The sequence below is a fragment of the Bacillus sp. D386 genome (genome assembly GCF_006346415.1).
In genome coordinates this window covers 176,972-195,970 of record NZ_VEMV01000004.1, presented here as the reverse complement: position 1 = coordinate 195,970, position 18,999 = coordinate 176,972, and the positions used below count along the sequence as shown (strand labels likewise).

Below are 18,999 nucleotides of genomic sequence, written 5' to 3'. Positions count from 1 at the left end.
GCGAGAGCGATATCATCTTTATCTTGATGAGGATCTGCTTTAGGTGATTGCTCGGAGGATTGCTTTTCAGCAAGCTTTTGTTTGGCTGCTTCCTTCGCCTTTTCTGCTGCCTCTTTCTTTTGCTGGGATAAGTCTTTTTCGCTCAACTACAACACCTTCTTCCCAGTTTTCGCCTCATATTTAATCTTTTCCTTCAATTTATTGATTCCATATATGAGAGCTGCAGGATTGGGAGGACATCCTGGTATATAGACATCAACCGGCACTATTTGGTCGACTCCCTTCACTACACTATAGGAGCGCACATATGGACCTCCTGCGGTAGCACAGGAACCCATCGCGATGACCCACTTCGGTTCAGGCATTTGGTCATACAGTCTTCTTAAAATAGGAGCCATTTTCTTTGTCACAGTCCCTGAAACAATCATGACGTCTGATTGACGTGGAGATGTACGAAAAAAGGAACCAAATCGATCAACATCATAATGCGAGGAACCAACAGCCATCATTTCAATAGCACAGCATGCCAGTCCAAATGTAAGTGGCCATAGGGAATTTCCTCTCGCCCATCCCTTTACCTGTTCCAGTGTTGCCAAAAATATCGTACGTTGCAGTTCATCCTTCTCCCTTGGAGAGAGCTCTTCCAATTTTAATTCCATTTCAGCACCTTCTTTTTCCAGGCATAAAGTAATCCAAGTACAAGCATCAACACAAAAATCAGCATTTCAATTAATGCAAATACGCCTAATTTTTCATAGGCTACCGCCCATGGATAAAGAAATACGGTCTCTACATCAAATAAAACAAACAGCAAGGCAAAGATATAATAACGTACATTAAATTGAACCCTTGAATCATGAAAGGGCTCCAAGCCACTTTCGTAGGTTGTACCTTTTGCGTCGGTAGGTTTGTGAGGTCTTAATAACTTCCCTAAAGACAATGCTACAATTGGAAGCAATATTCCAAGGCATAAAAAAACCAGAACGATTATATAATTGTTCTGATACCAATGTAGTGATGCCAATCTCATCCCCCCATTTTTCCCACTAAAATTTTCTAAATATTCAATATGTAACCGTATACATTATAACATTCTGATATATACGTGTCGATATGATATGGTGATTTTGGTCATACCACTTTTATCTCAATTTTATTGGATAGGTGGGGATGATAGGTGACTCATAGGTAGTTGATAGCAGAGCTTTCTACGACCTTTCACACACCTTTGACCGACCTTTACCCCGGTATAGGTGGGGTATAGGTGCCTGATAGGTACCCCAGAGCTCCTTTCCCCCACCTTTCACATACCTTTGACCGACCTTTACCCCGGTATAGGTGGGGCATAGGTGCCTGATAGGTACCCCAGAGCTCCTTTCCCCCACCTTCCGCATACCTATCACCGATCTTTCACCCATCTACCACCGACCTATGACCGACCTCCCACCGACCCAACAGCAAGAGACAAAGTCCTCTCATCCCACTTGTTCCATTCTTCCTTCCTCATATTCTATATATATTTCTCATTTGCCAAGTTATGTACAAAAAAACTCCAGGGGCCCCTCTCCCCTGGAGTTTATTCAACGTTTAACGTTGTCTTTGTTCAGCAATATCTAGACGGTTTAAAGCACGCTTAAGTGCCAATTCAGCACGATGTGCATCAATTTCAACTTGTCTGTCTTGAAGTCGTCTTTCAGCACGTGCTTTAGCCTGTTTGGCGCGAGCAGTATCAATATCTTCAGCACGTTCAGCTGACTGTGCGAGTATGGTTACTTCTTCACCGTTGACTTCCATGAATCCACCGGATACAGCAACCCATTCTGTATTGTTACCCGTTTTTAAACGAACGGAACCGATATCAAGTGGAGCTACCATTGGAATATGTCCGGCAAGAATACCAAGTTCCCCCGTTTTTGCTTTCGTACTGACCATTTCTACTTCTTCATCCAACACAGGACCGCCAGGAGTAACTACAGAAACTTTAATCGTTCTCATATATGTGCCCTCCTATAAGATCCTTCGGTTAAGCCTCAACGCCCATTTGCTTAGCTTTTTCTACAACATCTTCAATGCGTCCAACTAGGCGGAATGCATCTTCAGGAAGGTTGTCGTATTTACCATCAAGGATTTCTTTGAAGCCTCTAACAGTTTCTTTAACTGGTACATAAGAACCTTTTTGACCAGTAAACTGTTCAGCTACGTGGAAGTTTTGAGATAAGAAGTTTTGAATACGTCGTGCACGGGCAACAACTAATTTATCTTCTTCTCCCAATTCATCCATACCTAGAATGGCAATAATATCTTGCAACTCTCTGTAACGTTGTAATGTAGATTGAACGCTACGGGCAACTTCATAGTGTTCTTCTCCTACGATTTCAGGAGAAAGCGCACGGGAAGTAGATGCCAACGGATCCACCGCTGGGTAAATACCCATTTCAGAAAGTTTACGCTCAAGGTTTGTTGTTGCATCTAAGTGGGCAAATGTTGTAGCTGGAGCCGGATCCGTGTAGTCATCGGCTGGTACGTAAATTGCTTGAATAGATGTAACAGAACCCACGTTAGTGGATGTAATACGTTCTTGTAATTGACCCATTTCTGTAGCCAATGTTGGTTGGTAACCAACGGCAGATGGCATACGTCCAAGCAGGGCAGAAACCTCTGAACCGGCTTGTGTGAAACGGAAGATGTTATCGATGAAGAAAAGTACGTCCTGACCTTGTGCATCACGGAAATACTCAGCCATTGTCAAACCTGTCAAGGCAACACGCATACGTGCACCAGGCGGTTCATTCATTTGTCCGAAGACCATGGCTGTTTTCTTGATAACACCGGAGTCAGTCATTTCGTGGTAAAGGTCATTTCCTTCACGAGTACGTTCTCCAACGCCTGCGAATACGGAGATACCACCGTGTTCTTGGGCGATATTGTTGATTAATTCTTGGATTAATACAGTTTTACCTACACCGGCACCACCGAACAATCCGATTTTTCCACCTTTGATGTAAGGTGCAAGTAAGTCTACTACTTTGATACCTGTTTCAAGGATCTCAACTTCAGTAGATAACTCTTCAAATTTTGGAGCTTCTCTGTGGATTGGATCTTTTTGATAGTTGCCTTCTAAAGGAGCATCTAAATCAATTTTTTCACCCAATACGTTGAATACACGACCAAGTGTTATGTCTCCAACCGGTACAGAAATTGGTGCTCCTGTATCGATTACTTCTGCATTACGGACTAATCCGTCTGTAGAAGCCATTGCAATCGTACGAACCGTATCATCGCCTAAGTGAAGAGCAACTTCCAAAGTAAGGTATTCTGCCTCATCAGCAGGCGCTCCTTTGGAAATGTTGATCTTCAGAGCGTTATAGATCTCAGGTAGTTTGCCGTTTTCAAATCTAACGTCGACAACCGGACCCATGACTTGAGTAACGCGTCCTATGTTCATTCCATTCCCTCCTATTTACTCTATGCCGTGTGAATGTTCGAATCTATATTTCCATTTTATCTATTCGAGTGCAGCGGCTCCGCCGACAATCTCGGTAATTTCTTGTGTAATTGCAGCTTGGCGTGCACGGTTGTATGTCAATGTTAGAGAGCCGATAAGCTCAGAAGCATTATCAGTTGCACTCTTCATTGCTGTCATCCGTGATGCGTGTTCGCTTGCCTTACCATCCAACAATGCGCCATATATTAAACTCTCAGCATATTGTGGCAGTAACACTTCAAGAATCTCTTCCTGGTTTGGTTCGAATTCGTAAAGTGTAGCTACAGCATCGCTTTCTACACTTCCAAGAGGTAAAAGTTTAGTTTCCGTTACTTCTTGGGAAATAGCACTAATAAAGTGGTTGTAGTACATATAGATTTCGTCAACAGTTTCGTCTGCGAATAACTTTACCGTACTGGCGGTTATTTCTTTAATGTCATCAAAGCTTGGCTGATCAGACAATCCGACCATTTCCTGGATAACGTTCATACCGCGGATACGGAAGAATTCACTTCCCACCCGCCCAAGAACGATAATACCGTATTCATCCGGGGATTTATGGCGTTCATTGATTGTCTGATAAACTTTTCTTAAGACACTACTATTATATGGTCCAGCTAATCCGCGATCGGAAGTGATAACCAGATATCCGGTTCTTTTCACAGGACGAGTGACCAGCATCGGATGAGATGCATCCGAGCTTCCATTCGCAATGCTCGCTACGACCTCTTGGATTTTCTCCATGTACGGTACAAAAGCTTTCGCGTTTGCTTCGGCACGATTCAATTTGGAGGCGGAAACCATTTGCATGGCTTTTGTGATTTGGCTCGTCTTTTTCGTTGATTTTATACGCGCATCTATATCACGTAATGATGCCATTTCTTCTCACCATCCTTTATTAAATGCCTATCCTGTTATTCCGATACAACAAATTGTTTTTTAAATTCAGCGATTGCTGCTTTCATATCCTCTTCTTTTGGCAGATCGCCAGTAGTGCGGATATGTTCAAATAATTCGTTGTGGTTACGTGCAGTCCATTCAATGATTTCAGCTTCAAAACGTCTGATATCAGCCAATGGAATATCATCTAAGAATCCACGAGTCAAGCAGTATAGAATTAATACTTGTTGTTCTACACGCAATGGCTTATGAAGATCTTGTTTTAATACTTCAACTGTACGTTGACCACGATTTAATTTCGCTTGAGTTGCTTTATCCAAGTCAGATCCGAATTGGGAGAATGCTTCAAGCTCACGGAATGATGCCAAGTCCAAACGTAGAGTACCGGCAACTTTTTTCATTGCTTTAATTTGCGCTGATCCACCTACACGGGATACGGATAGACCCGCATTAATCGCAGGACGTACGCCGGAGAAGAATAAATCAGATTGCAAGAAGATTTGTCCATCTGTGATGGAGATAACGTTTGTTGGGATATAAGCGGAGATATCTCCAGCTTGTGTTTCAACGAACGGTAATGCTGTGATTGAACCCGCACCAAGTGTGTCGTTCAATTTAGCAGCACGCTCCAATAGACGGGAGTGCAAGTAGAATACATCCCCTGGGAATGCTTCACGGCCTGGAGGACGACGAAGCAACAAGGAAAGCTCACGATATGCTGCTGCTTGCTTAGATAAATCATCATATACAACAAGGACATGCTTGCCTTGGCGCATGAAATATTCACCCATTGTTACCCCACTGTAAGGAGCCAAGTATAGCAATGGAGCTGGTTGAGATGCAGATGCTGAAACAACGATTGTGTAATCCAATGCACCATGCTTACGGAAAGTTTCAACTGTTCCACGAACTGTTGATTCTTTTTGACCGATTGCTACATAGATACAAATCATGTTTTCATCTTTTTGATTCAAAATGGTGTCAATCGCTACAGATGTTTTACCTGTTTGACGGTCACCAATGATTAATTCACGTTGTCCACGTCCGATAGGAACAAGGGCATCGATCGCTTTAAGACCTGTTTGTAAAGGCTCGTGTACAGACTTACGATCCATTACACCCGGTGCATTGTTTTCGATCGGTAATGTTGCAGTTGTAGCGATTGGACCCATACCATCAAGTGGTTGTCCAAGAGGGTTAACGACACGTCCGATAATAGCCTCACCTACTGGTACTTCCATGATGCGGCCTGTACGGCGTACTTCGTCTCCTTCTTTAATGTCGCGGAAAGGACCGAGGATAATAACACCGACGTTATTTTCTTCCAAGTTTTGCGCCATACCAACTACACCGTTTGAGAACTCAAGCAGCTCTCCGGACATGACGTTGTCCAATCCATGAACACGCGCGATACCGTCACCAACAACGATTACGGTGCCGACTTCACTCATTTCTATATCAGATTGATAGCCTTCAATTTGTTTCTTAATCAGCGCGCTGATTTCTTCAGCTCTGATGCTCATGAATTTCACCCCTAACTTCTAATATTAACCCAGCAAACGACGTTCCAAGCGTTCTAGCTTACCTGAGACCGTACCATCAAAAATACGGTTACCGATTCGCAGCTTGATTCCACCCAGAAGACTGCTGTCTACGATATTTTCAATGCGCAGTGCCTGTTTTCCAATTTTTTGGGCAAAAACCTTTGAAATGCCTTCTTGTTCCTGCTTCGTTAAAGGACGGACAGAATAAACTTTAGCATCGACTACACCTGTGTATTCGTTTACTAATAAAATAAACTCATCTGCCAAAGTCGCCACAATATCCTCGCGATGACGGTCTACAAGAATCATTAACAGGTTTTGAATAGATGGAGACATAGTAGCAAAAGCCGTTCTTATGGCGTCTTTTTTGCTCTCCATAGATACCTTTGGATGCTCAAGGAATAAAGTAAGCTCCTTGTTTGATAGAAATACTTCCTTCAAAGTCCGCATTTCGCCTTCCAAACGGTCTATTTGATTATCTTCCTTGGCAATTTGGAAAAGAGCATCTGCATAGCGTTTTGCTACAACTGTATTACTCATCGCTCTTCTCCTGCCTCTTGAATGTAATCGTTAATCAATTTTTGTTGATCAGCTTCACTAAGTTCTTTTTCAATCACTTTAGACGCAATTAGAACAGACAAGGATGCAACTTGCTCACGAAGTTGAACCATAGCTTGTTCTTTTTGCTGTTCAATTTCACGTTTCGCTGACTCTTTCACACGTTCAGCTTCCTGACGGGCAACAACGATGATTTCTTCGCGTTGTTTTTCACCATGTTTCTTAGCCTCTTCAATAAGAGATAAAGATTCCTGGCGCGCTTCTTTCAGCATAGTACGTTGTTCTTCTAACAAAGCGGCTGCTTCTGCACGATTCTTTTCTGCTACTTCAATTTCACTCGCAACGTGTTGTTCACGTTCTTTCATAATGCCCATAAGAGGACCAAATGCGAATTTTTTCAGTAAAAGCATCAAGATGATGAAAGAGACTAATTGGAAGATGATATCTCCTGTATTAAGTCCGCTATGTGCTGCAGCTCCAAGTACCAAATTATTAAATAACACCCCTATTTCACTCCCTTCAGAAGTCTTTACGGCTTACCTTTTTAGTGCATATACGTTTAAACCGTGAACTCACGGTCAGATTTTAGTAAACATAAAGGAATGGCGAAGATAATCACTCGATTCTCCGCCATCAGTATTGTCAATTACATTACCATGAACGCGATAACAACCGCGATGATAGGAATCGCCTCAACTAAAGCTACCCCGATGAACATTGTAGTTTGAAGCATACCACGTGCTTCTGGTTGACGTGCAATTCCCTCTACTGTACGAGATACGATCAAACCATTACCAATACCTGCTCCAAGAGCTGCTAAACCGATTGCGATTGCTGCTGCTATAACTCCCAAATCCATTATGAAGTTCCTCCTTTAATTTGTATAACTATAGTTAAATTTTTTATATTATTAATGGTCTTCGCTGACTTTGTGGGCCATGTAAACCATTGTTAACATCGTAAAGATAAATGCCTGGATTGCTCCGATAAATATACTGAAACCTTGCCATACAATGGTTGGACCAATAGCAAGGGCACTGCTCCAGAAATCTGTTGCAAGAGATCCTGCCAGTAGGCTGAGTAAGATTTCACCCGCATAAATATTACCGAATAGACGCAAGCCCAGTGTGAGGGTATTCGCGAACTCCTCAATAATCTTAAGCGGAAATAAGAACGGCATAGGTGATACAAAGTTTTTACTGTACCCTTTAAAGCCTCGCATTTTGATACCATAGAAGTTTGTAAGGACTACGATCATTACTGCAAGGGTTAAAGCGACTACTGGATCGGCTGTTGGTGACTTCCACCATAGGTCTCCATTATAAGTAACTGAGAATGGAAGACCGAGCATATTTGAAACAAATATGTACATGATGAGCGTCGTTCCAAGCACTAAAAAGCGCCCGCCAGTGTTCCAGTCCATATTGCTATTAATAATGTTTCTGACGAAGTCAATGACCCACTCCATAAAGTTCTGCATACCAGATGGCTTAACTGCCAATTTTCTTGTCGACAGTACGGCGATTAAAAATACAATCACACTTGCGACCGTAATCATCAGAACGTTACCAAGATTAAAAGTAAGGCCCATTAATTCGACTGTAGGTGCTCCATGATTCAATCTAAATTCACCTCTTTTCCCCCCGCCTTATGTTATGGATTGTTAAATCTATCATAATGACAAGGTAACCCGTCATTAATCCCAATACGACAAAAAAAACATTAAATTGATCAGGATATCGCATAGCAATGGCGACAGCTAAAACTGCAGCTGCCATTCTTGAGATTGTCCCAAGTGATTTCATGCTGCTTCCCTCAAGCACTTTCTCACCTAATTGAGCAGTTTTTCTTGATAAAAGCCAAATATTATAAATACCAATTATACTGCCAAGTGTCATTCCCAAGGCTTCTGTTTTATAAGGGGTTACTCCCCATAGGATAACATAAATGGATAATAAGGTGAACGTATACCTCAGATAGCGTCTGAAAACAATGTGGACTTCTAGCATTTGAATAGGTTTCTCCATTTAGTAGTTATTTGAACGGATAGCATATACACCTTTCACCAATCCGATCAGGAGACAATATGGGGTTCCAACTGTAAGCGATTATAGACACCCACCAATAAAGATCCGATAAGCATTGGGCCGATCAATTATAATAAACCAGCAGACATTGTAAATTGTTGCAGAAAAACACTGCGATTATTATTTTGTATCGAATCAACTCAGATATGTATATTAGAGGTATATAATCAACACAATTGACAATATAAATGGAAAATTGTCTGTCAATTTGAAAACCCTACCATTTATACCCTATGTAAGAATACAATAGGCAAAAATGATTGTCAATTCAGATAGGTATGAAATCCATTCCCTATACTAGAATAAATTATCAATTATGTTAAAAATAAGTGTATAAATTTCATTCTAACTGAAATTTCAAGTAATTTGTATTCTTAAGCACTACTTTTTGATGGTCTTTTTCAACTTCTGTCACAATTTCGTAATAATTTGAGAGGATATTTTCCGGTAAGTCGACTTTTTGTTTAAGTACCCCTCTTTTAACACCTTTCACTTCTACTAGATCTTTTATGTAAAGAAGTGAATCTGCATTATACAAGGTAAATCTTACAGAATCGGCTCCAAACGGTAAATAAACACTTATTTCCATCTTGCGATCGCCTTTCTCTTGAACAACCTCTACCCCTTCAGCAATTGGGTAATCAGGTTTCGTCATTGCAAAAATGTAAGGGATCTTGCGCACCTTATTTCTTCCCGCTTCATTGAGGTATAGATAACCATCATCCAGTTCACTTTTCTCTTTCCAATTATCCAATTCAAGCTGAACTTCCAGTTTCTTCTTTTGGCCTCCTTCAAGTACAAAAGCTAACGGCAGTTTCCATGTCATAAATCTTTCCTTACGTGGAATAGAAAAATAATATCGCTTTTTTCTACTACTTCTATTTTCTACTACTATATTCGCTTTATACATTCGACCATTGCTTGCCATGCCAAAAGTTACAGATGACGGAGCTAAAAATGTATCCTCTTGCAGTGCATCCTTCACATTTACCCGACCAGCTCCCTGTTCAAATGTATGATATATTTCATCCTTATCATTTTTCAATGATATAGCACTGGTCATTAAAGCCGATTTGATTTTTTCTGGGCTCCAATCAGGATGAACCTCTTTAATCAATGCACACACCCCCGCCACATAAGGAGCAGCCATACTCGTTCCTTGCAAAGAAAGATACGTTCCGCCCGGTATCGTACTTTCAATTCTCACACCTGGCGCTACTACATCCGGCTTTATCGCTATGCTATGAATAACCGGACCTCTTGAACTAAAGGAGGCTAATTTCTCTTTTTCTTCTATATCAATTGTCCTACAGGTGAGTTGTCCATTTTCCAGAGCCTTTTTCATTTTTCGCCCATCTTTTTGCGAAACGGTGATTACGGGAATTTTTGAATTCATTTCGAGAGAAGCGCTTAATTCACCAGGTTCATTATTAAAAATAATTACACCCAGAGCTTCGGCATTCACTGCATTTTTTACTTTATCTTTAAATGATATTACTCCCCGCTCCACTAACACAATTTTATTTTTCGCATTGATATTTTCGTAATTCTCCCTTTTACCAAGGCCTGCATAAGTCATGATCATAGAATGTGAAAAATCCCACTCGGGGGAGCCTGCTGTTAATTGAAAATCAATGTCCGCCCATGGTTTCGTAAAATTCAACCTCTTCGATTTACCTGCATCTGAACTCGCCCCTACACTGATCGCTCCCCCTGATGTCCCAGGCGTACCTACCGTCCAAATACCCGGTCCATCATTTCCATTTGCTACAACAGCCACTATTCCCTTTTTAACTACCTTATCGAGCGCTTTACTTGTAGGAAGATCCGGACCATTCATCGTATCTCCCAAGGACAGATTGATAATATCCATCTTGTCCTTTACCGCTCTTTCTATTGAAGCAATGACTTGATCAGTTGTTCCGTATCCTCCCGGCCCTAGTGCTCTGTATGCATAAATGCTTGCTTCAGGAGCTATCCCTTTCATTTTTCCATTAGCCGCAATAATTCCAGCCACATGCGTCCCATGAATGGTTGCTTTTTTAGAGCTCCCCATCGTCTCCATTGGGTCCTCATCTTGATCCACTAAATCATAGCCGCCTTTATAGTTTGCTTTAAGATCAGGGTGCCTATAATCAATTCCCGTATCAATCACTCCGACCTTTACACCTTTGCCCGTAGCCTGAATTGGCTGGTTGAATTGAAGTTGCGGCTGACCTTTTGGCAGAGAATTCTTTTTAATAGTAGCTTTAATTGGACCCGATAGAAAAATAGCTGAAACTGATTCTTCCTTTTTTAATCTCGGTATTAATATAGAAGGTACGCTAGCAGAAAAGCCGTTGCACACTAAATTGAAATAATAGCGCGGTTTGATTGCTGGATACTTTTCTATCAGCTCTTTCGCCACTCGATGAGCTGATGTGTCTTTTACTGTTTCAATCATCACCACCTCTATATCCTCAGCAGAACTATGTGGAGCATATACTATTAATTGAATAAATATGAAAGCTCCAATTAAAATTTGCTTCAATGATTATCACATCCTTGTTTTTAGAATGGATTAACGGCAGTCTCTTATGCATGTAAAAATAAATAGTGGTTGTTCTGTGTTCTCCATTTTCGGGTAATGGATTGATTCTCCTGATTACAAAAAAATGAATGTCCACATTCTTCCTGTTTGTATGTTAAATAGGTCTGGGTATGAGTGTCAGGTATATGAGTAATTTAAGTTAGGATGTGTAGAGTTATGTTTGGTCTGGCCGATCTTACGTCATTAGTGATTTCTGCCTTTATCATCTTGCCTGTCGTTGTTTTTCTTCGGGAGACAGGCTATCTGTTAGTCAGCTGGTTATTTGGCGTAATCAATCCGAGACTTACGATTGGTTCCGGCCCCCGTATCAAAAAAATTGGAATGATCGATATTCGCAAATACTACCACTTATATAGCTGGTTTTCGTATGATGAATTAAAGCGCAAGAGTAAGTTTGCTTACATCTGCATCTATCTAGGTCCGATTTTAATGAACCTATCCATCGCCCTCCTCATCAACTTTTTAATTGCCAACCATTTTATTGAGGAGTTCAAGACATTTTGGGATCGCTTTGCTTTCTATGCGATTTATTATGTTCTGTTTGACGTTATACCAATGCATACAATTAACGGAAAACCTAATAATGGTATGATCATTTATGAAATGATCCGTTACGGAAAAAGGGTTGATTATAATAATGAATCCTTCCTTCCGGCCACATCAGAAGTCGAGGAACAATATCAGGAAGAAATAAAGAGAATTCAAGAAATCAAAAAAGAGCGCGATGAACATTTAAAATCTTAGGCTTTTAATGAAATCAGTTCTGCTATCACAGCATATTTTTATGCCTGAATAGCATATGCTGGAATCCTTAAAGCGGTGTAGTTGAGGTATCGCCCAGAGAACTTACTTGATCTAAGACGAGTCAATTATCCGCAAAAAAAAGAGGTATTCATCAGTCAGAAACGGCTGATGAACACCTCTATAAATTATCTTTATTTTGTTCCGAACAATCTGTCGCCCGCGTCACCTAGACCTGGAACGATATAGCCGTGATCATTCAATTTTTCATCAAGTGCAGCGATGAAAATATCGACATCCGGATGGACTTCTTCCACTGCTTTAACGCCTTCAGGCGCAGCAACTAGACAAACGAATTTAATATTTTTTGCCCCGCGCTTTTTGATTGCGCTAATGGCATCGACAGCAGATCCACCTGTCGCAAGCATTGGATCAACTACAATAAATTCTCTTTCCTCTACGTCAGCAGGAAGTTTTACATAATACTCAACTGGTTTCAATGTTTCTGGATCTCTGTATAAACCTACATGTCCAACTTTTGCTGCCGGAATAATTTTAATCATGCCGTCAACCATACCAAGACCAGCACGTAAAATAGGGATAATGGCTACTTTTTTACCCGCAATTGTTTTAGATGTTGATTTGCTGACTGGCGTTTCAATTTCCACTTCTTCTAACGGGAGATCTCGGGTGATTTCAAAAGCCATTAAAGTAGATACTTCATCTACCAATTCTCTGAATTCTTTTGTACCCGTATTTTTATCACGGATAAATGTTAACTTATGCTGTATTAACGGATGGTCAAACACATAAACTTTTCCCATATGGATCTCTCCTCACTTTTATGTTCCTATTTTTGCACTCGTTTTATTGTACAGAAAATTCTCCATTAGTTCAATTAAGTTTCTGTATGCCAAAATCTACCGCATTCAAGGTTTATTTAATCTAGCTTCAACAGCTAGAAGCTCAGGACATAAGCATGACCTCTGCAGGAGGGAAGTACACCTCCTTCCGAGATCCTGTCTTATTCTCCTCGCGGGCCTACAGGATGTAGGTCATGAAGACGTTGCCACAGGACGTGGCGATTTTAGTCTTCGTTCCCTAAATGAGTTTCAGCTTTTTATTCAATCTAGCTTCGGCTCCTAGCTCCTCGAGGTCATAAGTGTAGCCACTACGGGAGGAAAGAGCGCCTCCCTACGTGCCTCCTCTTATGCTTGTCGGAGCTGGGCAGTCGCCTCAGCTTTTTAGTCTTCATTAGTTTTTTAATAAAACATGATTCTATACCTTCTTCTCTATTATCCACTTTTTAAAGTGTTAAAATCGTTAAAGAAACGTAAATGGATGTGAAATTTCCGTGAATTGAGCGGAAATGAGAATTAATTGAGCCAATGCGGCAATTATTCCAGCCAATTTTAATATTAATTCAGCCGAACCACGGATTTTACCAGCCAAAACACTCCTCATTCCAGCCATTCCTAAATTTCCAGGCTCATTGATCCCCATTCAGCATCGTTTTGCCCAAACCATATAAAACGACATGTTATACTGCCAAACATCATAAAAAGAGGTGTCAATAAGTCCTATCAGACTCACCAACACCTCTTCTATTCACCCTTAATACTCAGGGTATAATTCATATTTTCCAGATAGCTTAGTCACTCGCTCTGCAGCTTCTTTCAGTTTCTCTTCGTCCTCATGGTTCTTGAGGGCGAGACTGATGATTGCCGCGATTTCATCCATATCCTCCAATTTGAATCCACGGCTTGTAACAGCCGCTGTTCCAATACGAACCCCACTCGTTACAAATGGGCTTTCTGGGTCAAATGGAATCGTATTTTTGTTCACTGTAATACCAATATCGTCCAGTACCTTTTCTGCTACTTTACCAGTTAAGTTGATGGAGCGGACATCGATTAATAATAAGTGATTATCTGTACCGCCTGAAACGAGCGTAAGTCCTTCCTTCTGCAGACTTTCACCAAGGCGTTTTGCATTCTCTATAATTTCCTTTGCATAATCTGTAAAGGAATCCTGAAGTGCCTCGCCAAATGCCACTGCTTTTGCAGCAATTACATGCATTAGAGGTCCTCCCTGAATACCAGGGAAAATGGACTTGTCTATTTTCTTGGCAAACTCTTCTCTGCAAAGGATCATTCCTCCGCGTGGTCCGCGCAATGTCTTGTGAGTTGTCGTCGTGACGAATTCCGCATAAGGAACTGGACTTGGGTGCAAACCGGCTGCAACAAGCCCTGCAATATGAGCCATGTCCACCATTAAATAGGCGCCTACTTCATCTGCAATTTCACGGAATTTCTTGAAATCAATTGAACGTGGATACGCACTCGCACCGGCAACAATCAATTTAGGCTTACATTGGATTGCTTTCTCTCTAACATCCTCGTAATTTATAAGATGGGTTTTTTCATCAACACCGTATTCAACAAAATTGTATTGGATTCCGCTGAAGTTTACAGGGCTTCCGTGAGTTAAGTGGCCTCCGTGGGATAGGTTCATTCCAAGTACCGTATCTCCTGGATTCAAAATCGTAAAGTAAACAGCCATATTTGCTTGAGCGCCTGAATGTGGCTGTACGTTTGCATGCTCCGCACCAAATATCTTTTTGGCACGTTCCCTAGCCAAATCCTCAACTACGTCCACATATTCACAGCCGCCGTAATAGCGTCTGCCTGGATATCCTTCCGCATACTTATTCGTAAGCACGGATCCTTGAGCTTCCATTACTGCTTCGCTGACAAAGTTTTCTGAAGCAATCAGCTCAATCTTACCGCGTTGTCTGCCCAATTCTTGTTGAATTGCATCAAATACTTGCGAGTCTTGCTTTTGCAAATGCCTCATCTTATAGCTTCCTCCCTTTTCGTCAAAACGGACAAATCTTCAATTTAATCCCTTCAATTCTAGCACGAAAAAGGACAATAGTCATTTATTCCATTGACGTATAATTCTTACATTTCTCTAATATTTACTCTATCATATTGAGCTCTCGGCCCACCTATCAGTTTCGGCCGGGTCATAGCAAATGTTACATGCGCCTTCCCAATCTCTCTAATCGCTGAACGCAACGGGACTGCAACATGCTTCAGATGCATTCCAATCATTGTATCCCCAATATCGATGCCTGCATCAGCACGAATATGCTCAACCACAACTGCATTCTCGAAATTAGCAAATGCACAAACGGCCAATGCTCCACCCGCATTCCGGGCAGGCACAACTGATACTTCATCCAGATTATATTGAATAGCTGTCTTTCGTTCAATAATCAGAGCCCTATTAATATGTTCACAGCCCTGAAAAGCCAAGTAGACTCCCTTTTGTTTTGAAAAATCATATATGGCCTCAAAGATTGCTTGTGCCACTTCCATCGTCCCGCTTGTACCAATTCGCTTTCCGATTACTTCACTTGTACTGCAGCCAATTACCAACAAACGGCCATTCATCGGAAAATGAGCTTCCAAATCTTCGAGAATGGCAGTCACCTGAGTTTTTATTTCTTTTAAATTAATCTCACTCATTCTTCTACTGCCCTTCTAAGATTTATTTTTCTGCCTCAGCTATTTTTCCAATCCGTGTTTCATGGCGGCCGCCTTCAAATTCCGTTGTCAGCCAAACGCGGGCAATTTCTCTGGCTAAACCAGGACCAATTACACGCTCTCCCATTGTTAGTACGTTACTGTTATTATGAGCTCTTGTAGCTTGGGCACTAAACATATCATGTACCAATGCTGCACGAATTCCTTTTACTTTATTCGCCGCGATGCTCATTCCGATTCCAGTACCGCAGATCAAAATCCCTCTGTCAAATTCTCCTTTTGCCACTCTTTCAGCAACAGGCAACGCATAATCCGGATAATCAACAGATGTTTCACAATCGCATCCAAAATCCTCATATTGAATCTCAAGCTCTTCCATTAGGTTCATAATTTCTTTTCTTATATTTATTCCACCGTGATCTGATGCAATGATAACTTTCATGGTAACATGGCTCCCTTCAATTTGAACTGCACAGTTTCTATCCTAAATCTAGTCTTTTAATTTTTCCACAAGCTTTTTAATCCATTTAGATAATTCATGGAAAGTTTGCTCATATACTTGTTCATTACCCCCGAATGGATCTGAAATATCTCTGTTCCCAGGATCGTCACTTACAAATTCCTTTAATGTAAACGTCTTTTCAATCGCCTGAGGGTAATGCGAAGCAATTAACTGCTTATGGCCTTCTGTCATCGTTAATACATAGGTTGCCCACTCGATGTCTTCTCCTTTTAATGGAGATGAGGCATGGTCCTGCACAATTTTGTGTTTATCAAGTACCGTAACCGTATACTCAGATGCCGTTTGACCCCCATAGGCATAAACCCCTGCTGATTTTACTTCTATATCAGACAGATTATAATTTCGCAAAATAGCTTCTGCCATAGGACTTCGACATGTATTTCCTGTACAAACGAATAAAATATTCTTCAACGTATTTTCCCTCCTGTCCCCATTATAGAATATTTACGGACAATAAAAAAATGTATCAGATTAATCTGATACACATCTTTATCCATGCAGGTGCAGGATGATCTTTAACCCAACCGCAAACATGATGCTCCCCCCAAAAACAAGGCTGTATTTGCCGAGATATGTATGTACTCTTCTCCCTAACAACAACCCTGACACCGTCAAGAAAAAGGCGGCAAAGCCAAAGCACAGGATGGTCATCAGCGCTCGGGATCCCAGCATTCCGAGGCTCAGTCCAACTGAGAAACTATCCAAACTGACACTTATCGCAAATAGAATCAATCCTGTTCCAACTGGAGCCACAACCGTTTCACCTTTACCCTGAATTCCAGTGAGCAGCATTTGCAAGCCAAGAAATAGTAATAAACCAGCACCGGCGTATGAGGCAAACAATCCAAACTGAGCGGATAATAACTTTCCTGAAAAGATACCCAAGAGCGGCATCCACACATGAAAAATACCAACAGTAAAACCAATGATGAGTACTTGCTTAAGCCTCAGCTTGTACGATCCCATTCCCAATCCAATTGAGAAGGCATCCATTCCGAGTGCGAAAGCCATAAAAAGCAGGCCAAAAAATTCAACCATCGTTTGTTCCATCCAAGTAACCTCCCGGGACCAGCCTAAATAAACATATGCCTGTCCCGGATCAATTAGAACTTGTCTTGTGTGATGATTCTTCCTCCTGCCGCTTTCTTCAAGCGATTCATGATTGCAATCCCAATCCCATCCTCCGGATACACTTCTCCGAAAATTAGATCTGGCTGCTCTTTATCAAATTGGCGCAGCACTCCATACATTTTTTCAGCCACAGTGTCCAGCTGCTCACGGCTTCCGCCAGTAATAATAACATCAGCTTCATACAAATGGGCATGTTCGTCAACCGTGTACACACCCACTCGCTTACCTAAGTCCCGCTCTTCATTTATTAATGTTTGGATAAACTGAGGGGTACCCTCAACCAAGGTCAATGGGGCTTTCGGTGCGTAATGTGTATATTTCATACCGGGAGCTTTCGGTGCATCACTGTCCTTCACCAAGCCAGGGTCCACAGACACTTCACCGACTACCTTCTCCAGTTGTTCACGCGTAATACCACCAGGTCTAAGTATTTGCGGAATACTGCCAGTCACATCAAGTACTGTTGATTCCAAGCCAACCCCAGTTGGACCTCCATCCACGATCCCAGCAATTTTACCATCTAAATCCTCGCGAACATGCTCTGCTGTTGTCGGACTTGGTTTACCAGACAGATTTGCACTTGGCGCGGCTGTGGGACAGCCCGCCTTTTTCAGTAAATCCAATGCCACCGGATGATCCGGCATTCGGATCGCTACTGATGAAAGACCTGCTGTTACAACATCCGGGAACACGCCCTCTTTCTTTTGGAAAATTAGCGTCAACGGACCTGGCCAAAATTGTTCCATTAGTTTATCTGCGACTGCAGGAATTTCTCCCACCAATCCATGAACCTGTTCCTTTTCTCCAATATGGACGATTAAAGGATTATCACTCGGTCTTCCCTTCGCCTCATAAATAGCTGCTACAGACCCTCCAAGTAAAGCATTTGCTCCAAGTCCATAAACCGTTTCAGTCGGAAAAGCAATCAGCTCTCCGGCTTTCAATTTTTGGGCCGCATCCATCAATTGTGGATAACCCTCTTCTTTATCCACAATTTTATCCACTGTCCACATTTTTGTTTCCACTATTATCACCTGCCACCAATCTACAACATTCTCTATAAATTACTTATTAAATAAGGATTCCTCGACATTTTTCACAAAATCACCTTGCAAGTATAAAAGAATTTATACAATAAAACAAGCTTTATCCACAGTCTGTGAATAAAGCCAATAAAATCGTGGATAATTTCATCCTTATAGGGCTCTTTCCATGATATATGTTTCGTTTATTGTCCACACCTTTTCCACAACCGAGGAATCTCTTACGTCTTTAGGAATCTCCCCGTTTTTCACTCTTTCAAATTGAAGAGCCTCAAAAAATCCTAACGCTTGCAGTTTATTCGATATCAGAAATATCTTTTTCAACCCTTTTTCCTTTGCTAAAGCCAAGATCGTTTCAAACAGGGCAGGTACTTGCACCTGAGCCTCCTCTTTAAACAGAAAAGACCTAAGCACCCCATAATCTCCACATGGCTCCAGACCAATCATTCCTTTAATAGAGCCTTCTTCTTTTAATAAAACAAATTTTCCTGAACTAATGTCTTCATGATGCAGCTCAACTCCTTGAGGTGCCGCAAACCGCTCAATTCCTTCAATATCGGTACTTTTTGATATAGATAAATAATACACCTTCTATTCTCCCTTCACTATCAAATCACAACTACTATATGGATATGAATTAATAGGGAAAATAGAACCGGATCAGGCTGATTATCCGGTTGGCTGCTATTTTGGCAAATTCAGCTGAATTCTATGCCAGTTCGGCTGAATTCTGTTCAACTTCGGCTGGTATTTCCCAGTTTCCCGCTCTATTCTGAAACCACTTCGGCTCCAGCACAACACTTCCTATTTGTACTTTTAACTTGATTTGCTCCGAGTACTATTCTGT

At 41.4% G+C, this 18,999-nt stretch carries 22 protein-coding genes; 1 reads left to right on the top strand and 21 read right to left on the bottom strand.

Going from position 1 to position 18,999, the window contains the following annotated elements; genetic code table 11:
• Positions 1-146: 146 nt before the first annotated feature.
• The 12 genes from FHY45_RS13010 to FHY45_RS12955 all read right to left on the bottom strand — a co-directional run bounded on the left by FHY45_RS13010 (position 147) and on the right by FHY45_RS12955 (position 11,103).
• Positions 147-659, bottom strand: coding sequence for a NuoB/complex I 20 kDa subunit family protein (locus FHY45_RS13010; protein WP_066109280.1), 513 nt, complete (start codon positions 657-659; stop codon positions 147-149).
• Positions 650-1,030 carry an NADH-quinone oxidoreductase subunit A gene (locus FHY45_RS13005; protein ID WP_066109283.1) on the bottom strand — a complete coding sequence of 127 codons (381 nt, stop codon included), beginning with the start codon at positions 1,028-1,030 and terminating at the stop codon, positions 650-652. The genes FHY45_RS13010 and FHY45_RS13005 overlap by 10 nt, the downstream gene beginning before the upstream one ends.
• Positions 1,031-1,587: 557 nt before the next feature.
• On the bottom strand, positions 1,588-1,995 hold the full coding sequence (locus FHY45_RS13000; RefSeq protein WP_066109289.1) for a F0F1 ATP synthase subunit epsilon: 408 nt from the start codon (positions 1,993-1,995) through the stop codon (positions 1,588-1,590).
• Between the two features lie 28 nt (positions 1,996-2,023).
• A complete protein-coding gene (gene atpD, locus FHY45_RS12995; protein WP_066109291.1) occupies positions 2,024-3,445 on the bottom strand; it encodes a F0F1 ATP synthase subunit beta in 1,422 nt (473 codons plus the stop codon).
• Between the two features lie 60 nt (positions 3,446-3,505).
• Positions 3,506-4,363, bottom strand: coding sequence for an ATP synthase F1 subunit gamma (atpG, locus tag FHY45_RS12990; RefSeq protein WP_066109294.1), 858 nt, complete (start codon positions 4,361-4,363; stop codon positions 3,506-3,508).
• Between the two features lie 35 nt (positions 4,364-4,398).
• Positions 4,399-5,907 carry a F0F1 ATP synthase subunit alpha gene (gene atpA, locus FHY45_RS12985; protein ID WP_066109298.1) on the bottom strand — a complete coding sequence of 503 codons (1,509 nt, stop codon included), beginning with the start codon at positions 5,905-5,907 and terminating at the stop codon, positions 4,399-4,401.
• 24 nt (positions 5,908-5,931) lie between these two features.
• The gene (locus tag FHY45_RS12980; protein WP_066109301.1) at positions 5,932-6,468 is read right to left on the bottom strand and encodes a F0F1 ATP synthase subunit delta; all 537 of its coding nucleotides are present in this window, start codon (positions 6,466-6,468) and stop codon (positions 5,932-5,934) included.
• Positions 6,465-6,989, bottom strand: a complete 525-nt coding sequence (atpF, locus tag FHY45_RS12975) for a F0F1 ATP synthase subunit B (RefSeq protein WP_139892082.1) — start codon at positions 6,987-6,989, stop codon at positions 6,465-6,467. Before atpF ends, FHY45_RS12980 begins: the two co-directional genes overlap by 4 nt.
• A 143-nt stretch (positions 6,990-7,132) precedes the next feature.
• On the bottom strand, positions 7,133-7,339 hold the full coding sequence (atpE, locus tag FHY45_RS12970) for a F0F1 ATP synthase subunit C (RefSeq protein ID WP_066109752.1): 207 nt from the start codon (positions 7,337-7,339) through the stop codon (positions 7,133-7,135).
• Between the two features lie 57 nt (positions 7,340-7,396).
• Complete coding sequence (gene atpB / locus FHY45_RS12965; RefSeq protein WP_066109305.1) at positions 7,397-8,107, bottom strand: F0F1 ATP synthase subunit A; 711 nt, start codon at positions 8,105-8,107, stop codon at positions 7,397-7,399.
• 7 nt (positions 8,108-8,114) lie between these two features.
• A complete protein-coding gene (locus tag FHY45_RS12960) occupies positions 8,115-8,495 on the bottom strand; it encodes an ATP synthase subunit I (protein WP_066109306.1) in 381 nt (126 codons plus the stop codon).
• 418 nt (positions 8,496-8,913) lie between these two features.
• A complete protein-coding gene (locus tag FHY45_RS12955; protein WP_139892081.1) occupies positions 8,914-11,103 on the bottom strand; it encodes a S8 family serine peptidase in 2,190 nt (729 codons plus the stop codon).
• Positions 11,104-11,319: 216 nt separating this feature from the next.
• Here FHY45_RS12955 and FHY45_RS12950 point away from each other — a divergent pair, with 216 nt between their 5' ends.
• Complete coding sequence (locus FHY45_RS12950) at positions 11,320-11,907, top strand: hypothetical protein (RefSeq protein ID WP_066109314.1); 588 nt, start codon at positions 11,320-11,322, stop codon at positions 11,905-11,907.
• 191 nt (positions 11,908-12,098) lie between these two features.
• Here the strand turns inward: FHY45_RS12950 and upp are convergent, their stop codons facing one another.
• From upp to FHY45_RS12905, 9 genes are all read right to left on the bottom strand, one after another.
• The gene (gene upp, locus FHY45_RS12945; protein ID WP_066109318.1) at positions 12,099-12,728 is read right to left on the bottom strand and encodes a uracil phosphoribosyltransferase; all 630 of its coding nucleotides are present in this window, start codon (positions 12,726-12,728) and stop codon (positions 12,099-12,101) included.
• 499 nt (positions 12,729-13,227) lie between these two features.
• Complete coding sequence (locus FHY45_RS20585; RefSeq protein ID WP_180349970.1) at positions 13,228-13,377, bottom strand: hypothetical protein; 150 nt, start codon at positions 13,375-13,377, stop codon at positions 13,228-13,230.
• A 141-nt stretch (positions 13,378-13,518) separates the two neighbouring features.
• Positions 13,519-14,760, bottom strand: a complete 1,242-nt coding sequence (gene glyA, locus FHY45_RS12935; RefSeq protein ID WP_139892080.1) for a serine hydroxymethyltransferase — start codon at positions 14,758-14,760, stop codon at positions 13,519-13,521.
• A 107-nt stretch (positions 14,761-14,867) separates the two neighbouring features.
• Entirely contained in the window at positions 14,868-15,437 is a 570-nt protein-coding gene (locus FHY45_RS12930; RefSeq protein WP_139892079.1) for a TIGR01440 family protein, read from the bottom strand.
• 22 nt (positions 15,438-15,459) lie between these two features.
• Positions 15,460-15,897 carry a ribose 5-phosphate isomerase B gene (gene rpiB / locus FHY45_RS12925; RefSeq protein WP_066109324.1) on the bottom strand — a complete coding sequence of 146 codons (438 nt, stop codon included), beginning with the start codon at positions 15,895-15,897 and terminating at the stop codon, positions 15,460-15,462.
• 48 nt (positions 15,898-15,945) lie between these two features.
• Complete coding sequence (locus FHY45_RS12920) at positions 15,946-16,389, bottom strand: low molecular weight protein arginine phosphatase (protein WP_139892078.1); 444 nt, start codon at positions 16,387-16,389, stop codon at positions 15,946-15,948.
• Positions 16,390-16,467: 78 nt separating this feature from the next.
• Entirely contained in the window at positions 16,468-17,028 is a 561-nt protein-coding gene (locus tag FHY45_RS12915; protein ID WP_066109327.1) for a manganese efflux pump MntP, read from the bottom strand.
• 53 nt (positions 17,029-17,081) lie between these two features.
• The gene (locus FHY45_RS12910) at positions 17,082-18,134 is read right to left on the bottom strand and encodes an L-threonylcarbamoyladenylate synthase (RefSeq protein ID WP_066109328.1); all 1,053 of its coding nucleotides are present in this window, start codon (positions 18,132-18,134) and stop codon (positions 17,082-17,084) included.
• Between the two features lie 171 nt (positions 18,135-18,305).
• On the bottom strand, positions 18,306-18,740 hold the full coding sequence (locus FHY45_RS12905) for a GNAT family N-acetyltransferase (RefSeq protein ID WP_066109331.1): 435 nt from the start codon (positions 18,738-18,740) through the stop codon (positions 18,306-18,308).
• Positions 18,741-18,999 lie beyond the last annotated feature (259 nt).

Coding starts and splice junctions, on each gene's coding strand:
- FHY45_RS13010 (WP_066109280.1), bottom strand. CDS start 659: ATGGAATTAAAATTGGAAGAGCTCTCTCCAAGGGAGAAGGATGAACTG.
- FHY45_RS13005 (WP_066109283.1), bottom strand. CDS start 1,030: ATGAGATTGGCATCACTACATTGGTATCAGAACAATTATATAATCGTT.
- FHY45_RS13000 (WP_066109289.1), bottom strand. CDS start 1,995: ATGAGAACGATTAAAGTTTCTGTAGTTACTCCTGGCGGTCCTGTGTTG.
- atpD (WP_066109291.1), bottom strand. CDS start 3,445: ATGAACATAGGACGCGTTACTCAAGTCATGGGTCCGGTTGTCGACGTT.
- atpG (WP_066109294.1), bottom strand. CDS start 4,363: ATGGCATCATTACGTGATATAGATGCGCGTATAAAATCAACGAAAAAG.
- atpA (WP_066109298.1), bottom strand. CDS start 5,907: ATGAGCATCAGAGCTGAAGAAATCAGCGCGCTGATTAAGAAACAAATT.
- FHY45_RS12980 (WP_066109301.1), bottom strand. CDS start 6,468: ATGAGTAATACAGTTGTAGCAAAACGCTATGCAGATGCTCTTTTCCAA.
- FHY45_RS12960 (WP_066109306.1), bottom strand. CDS start 8,495: ATGCTAGAAGTCCACATTGTTTTCAGACGCTATCTGAGGTATACGTTC.
- FHY45_RS12950 (WP_066109314.1), top strand. CDS start 11,320: ATGTTTGGTCTGGCCGATCTTACGTCATTAGTGATTTCTGCCTTTATC.
- upp (WP_066109318.1), bottom strand. CDS start 12,728: ATGGGAAAAGTTTATGTGTTTGACCATCCGTTAATACAGCATAAGTTA.
- FHY45_RS20585 (WP_180349970.1), bottom strand. CDS start 13,377: ATGGCTGGAATGAGGAGTGTTTTGGCTGGTAAAATCCGTGGTTCGGCT.
- glyA (WP_139892080.1), bottom strand. CDS start 14,760: ATGAGGCATTTGCAAAAGCAAGACTCGCAAGTATTTGATGCAATTCAA.
- FHY45_RS12930 (WP_139892079.1), bottom strand. CDS start 15,437: ATGAGTGAGATTAATTTAAAAGAAATAAAAACTCAGGTGACTGCCATT.
- rpiB (WP_066109324.1), bottom strand. CDS start 15,897: ATGAAAGTTATCATTGCATCAGATCACGGTGGAATAAATATAAGAAAA.
- FHY45_RS12915 (WP_066109327.1), bottom strand. CDS start 17,028: ATGGAACAAACGATGGTTGAATTTTTTGGCCTGCTTTTTATGGCTTTC.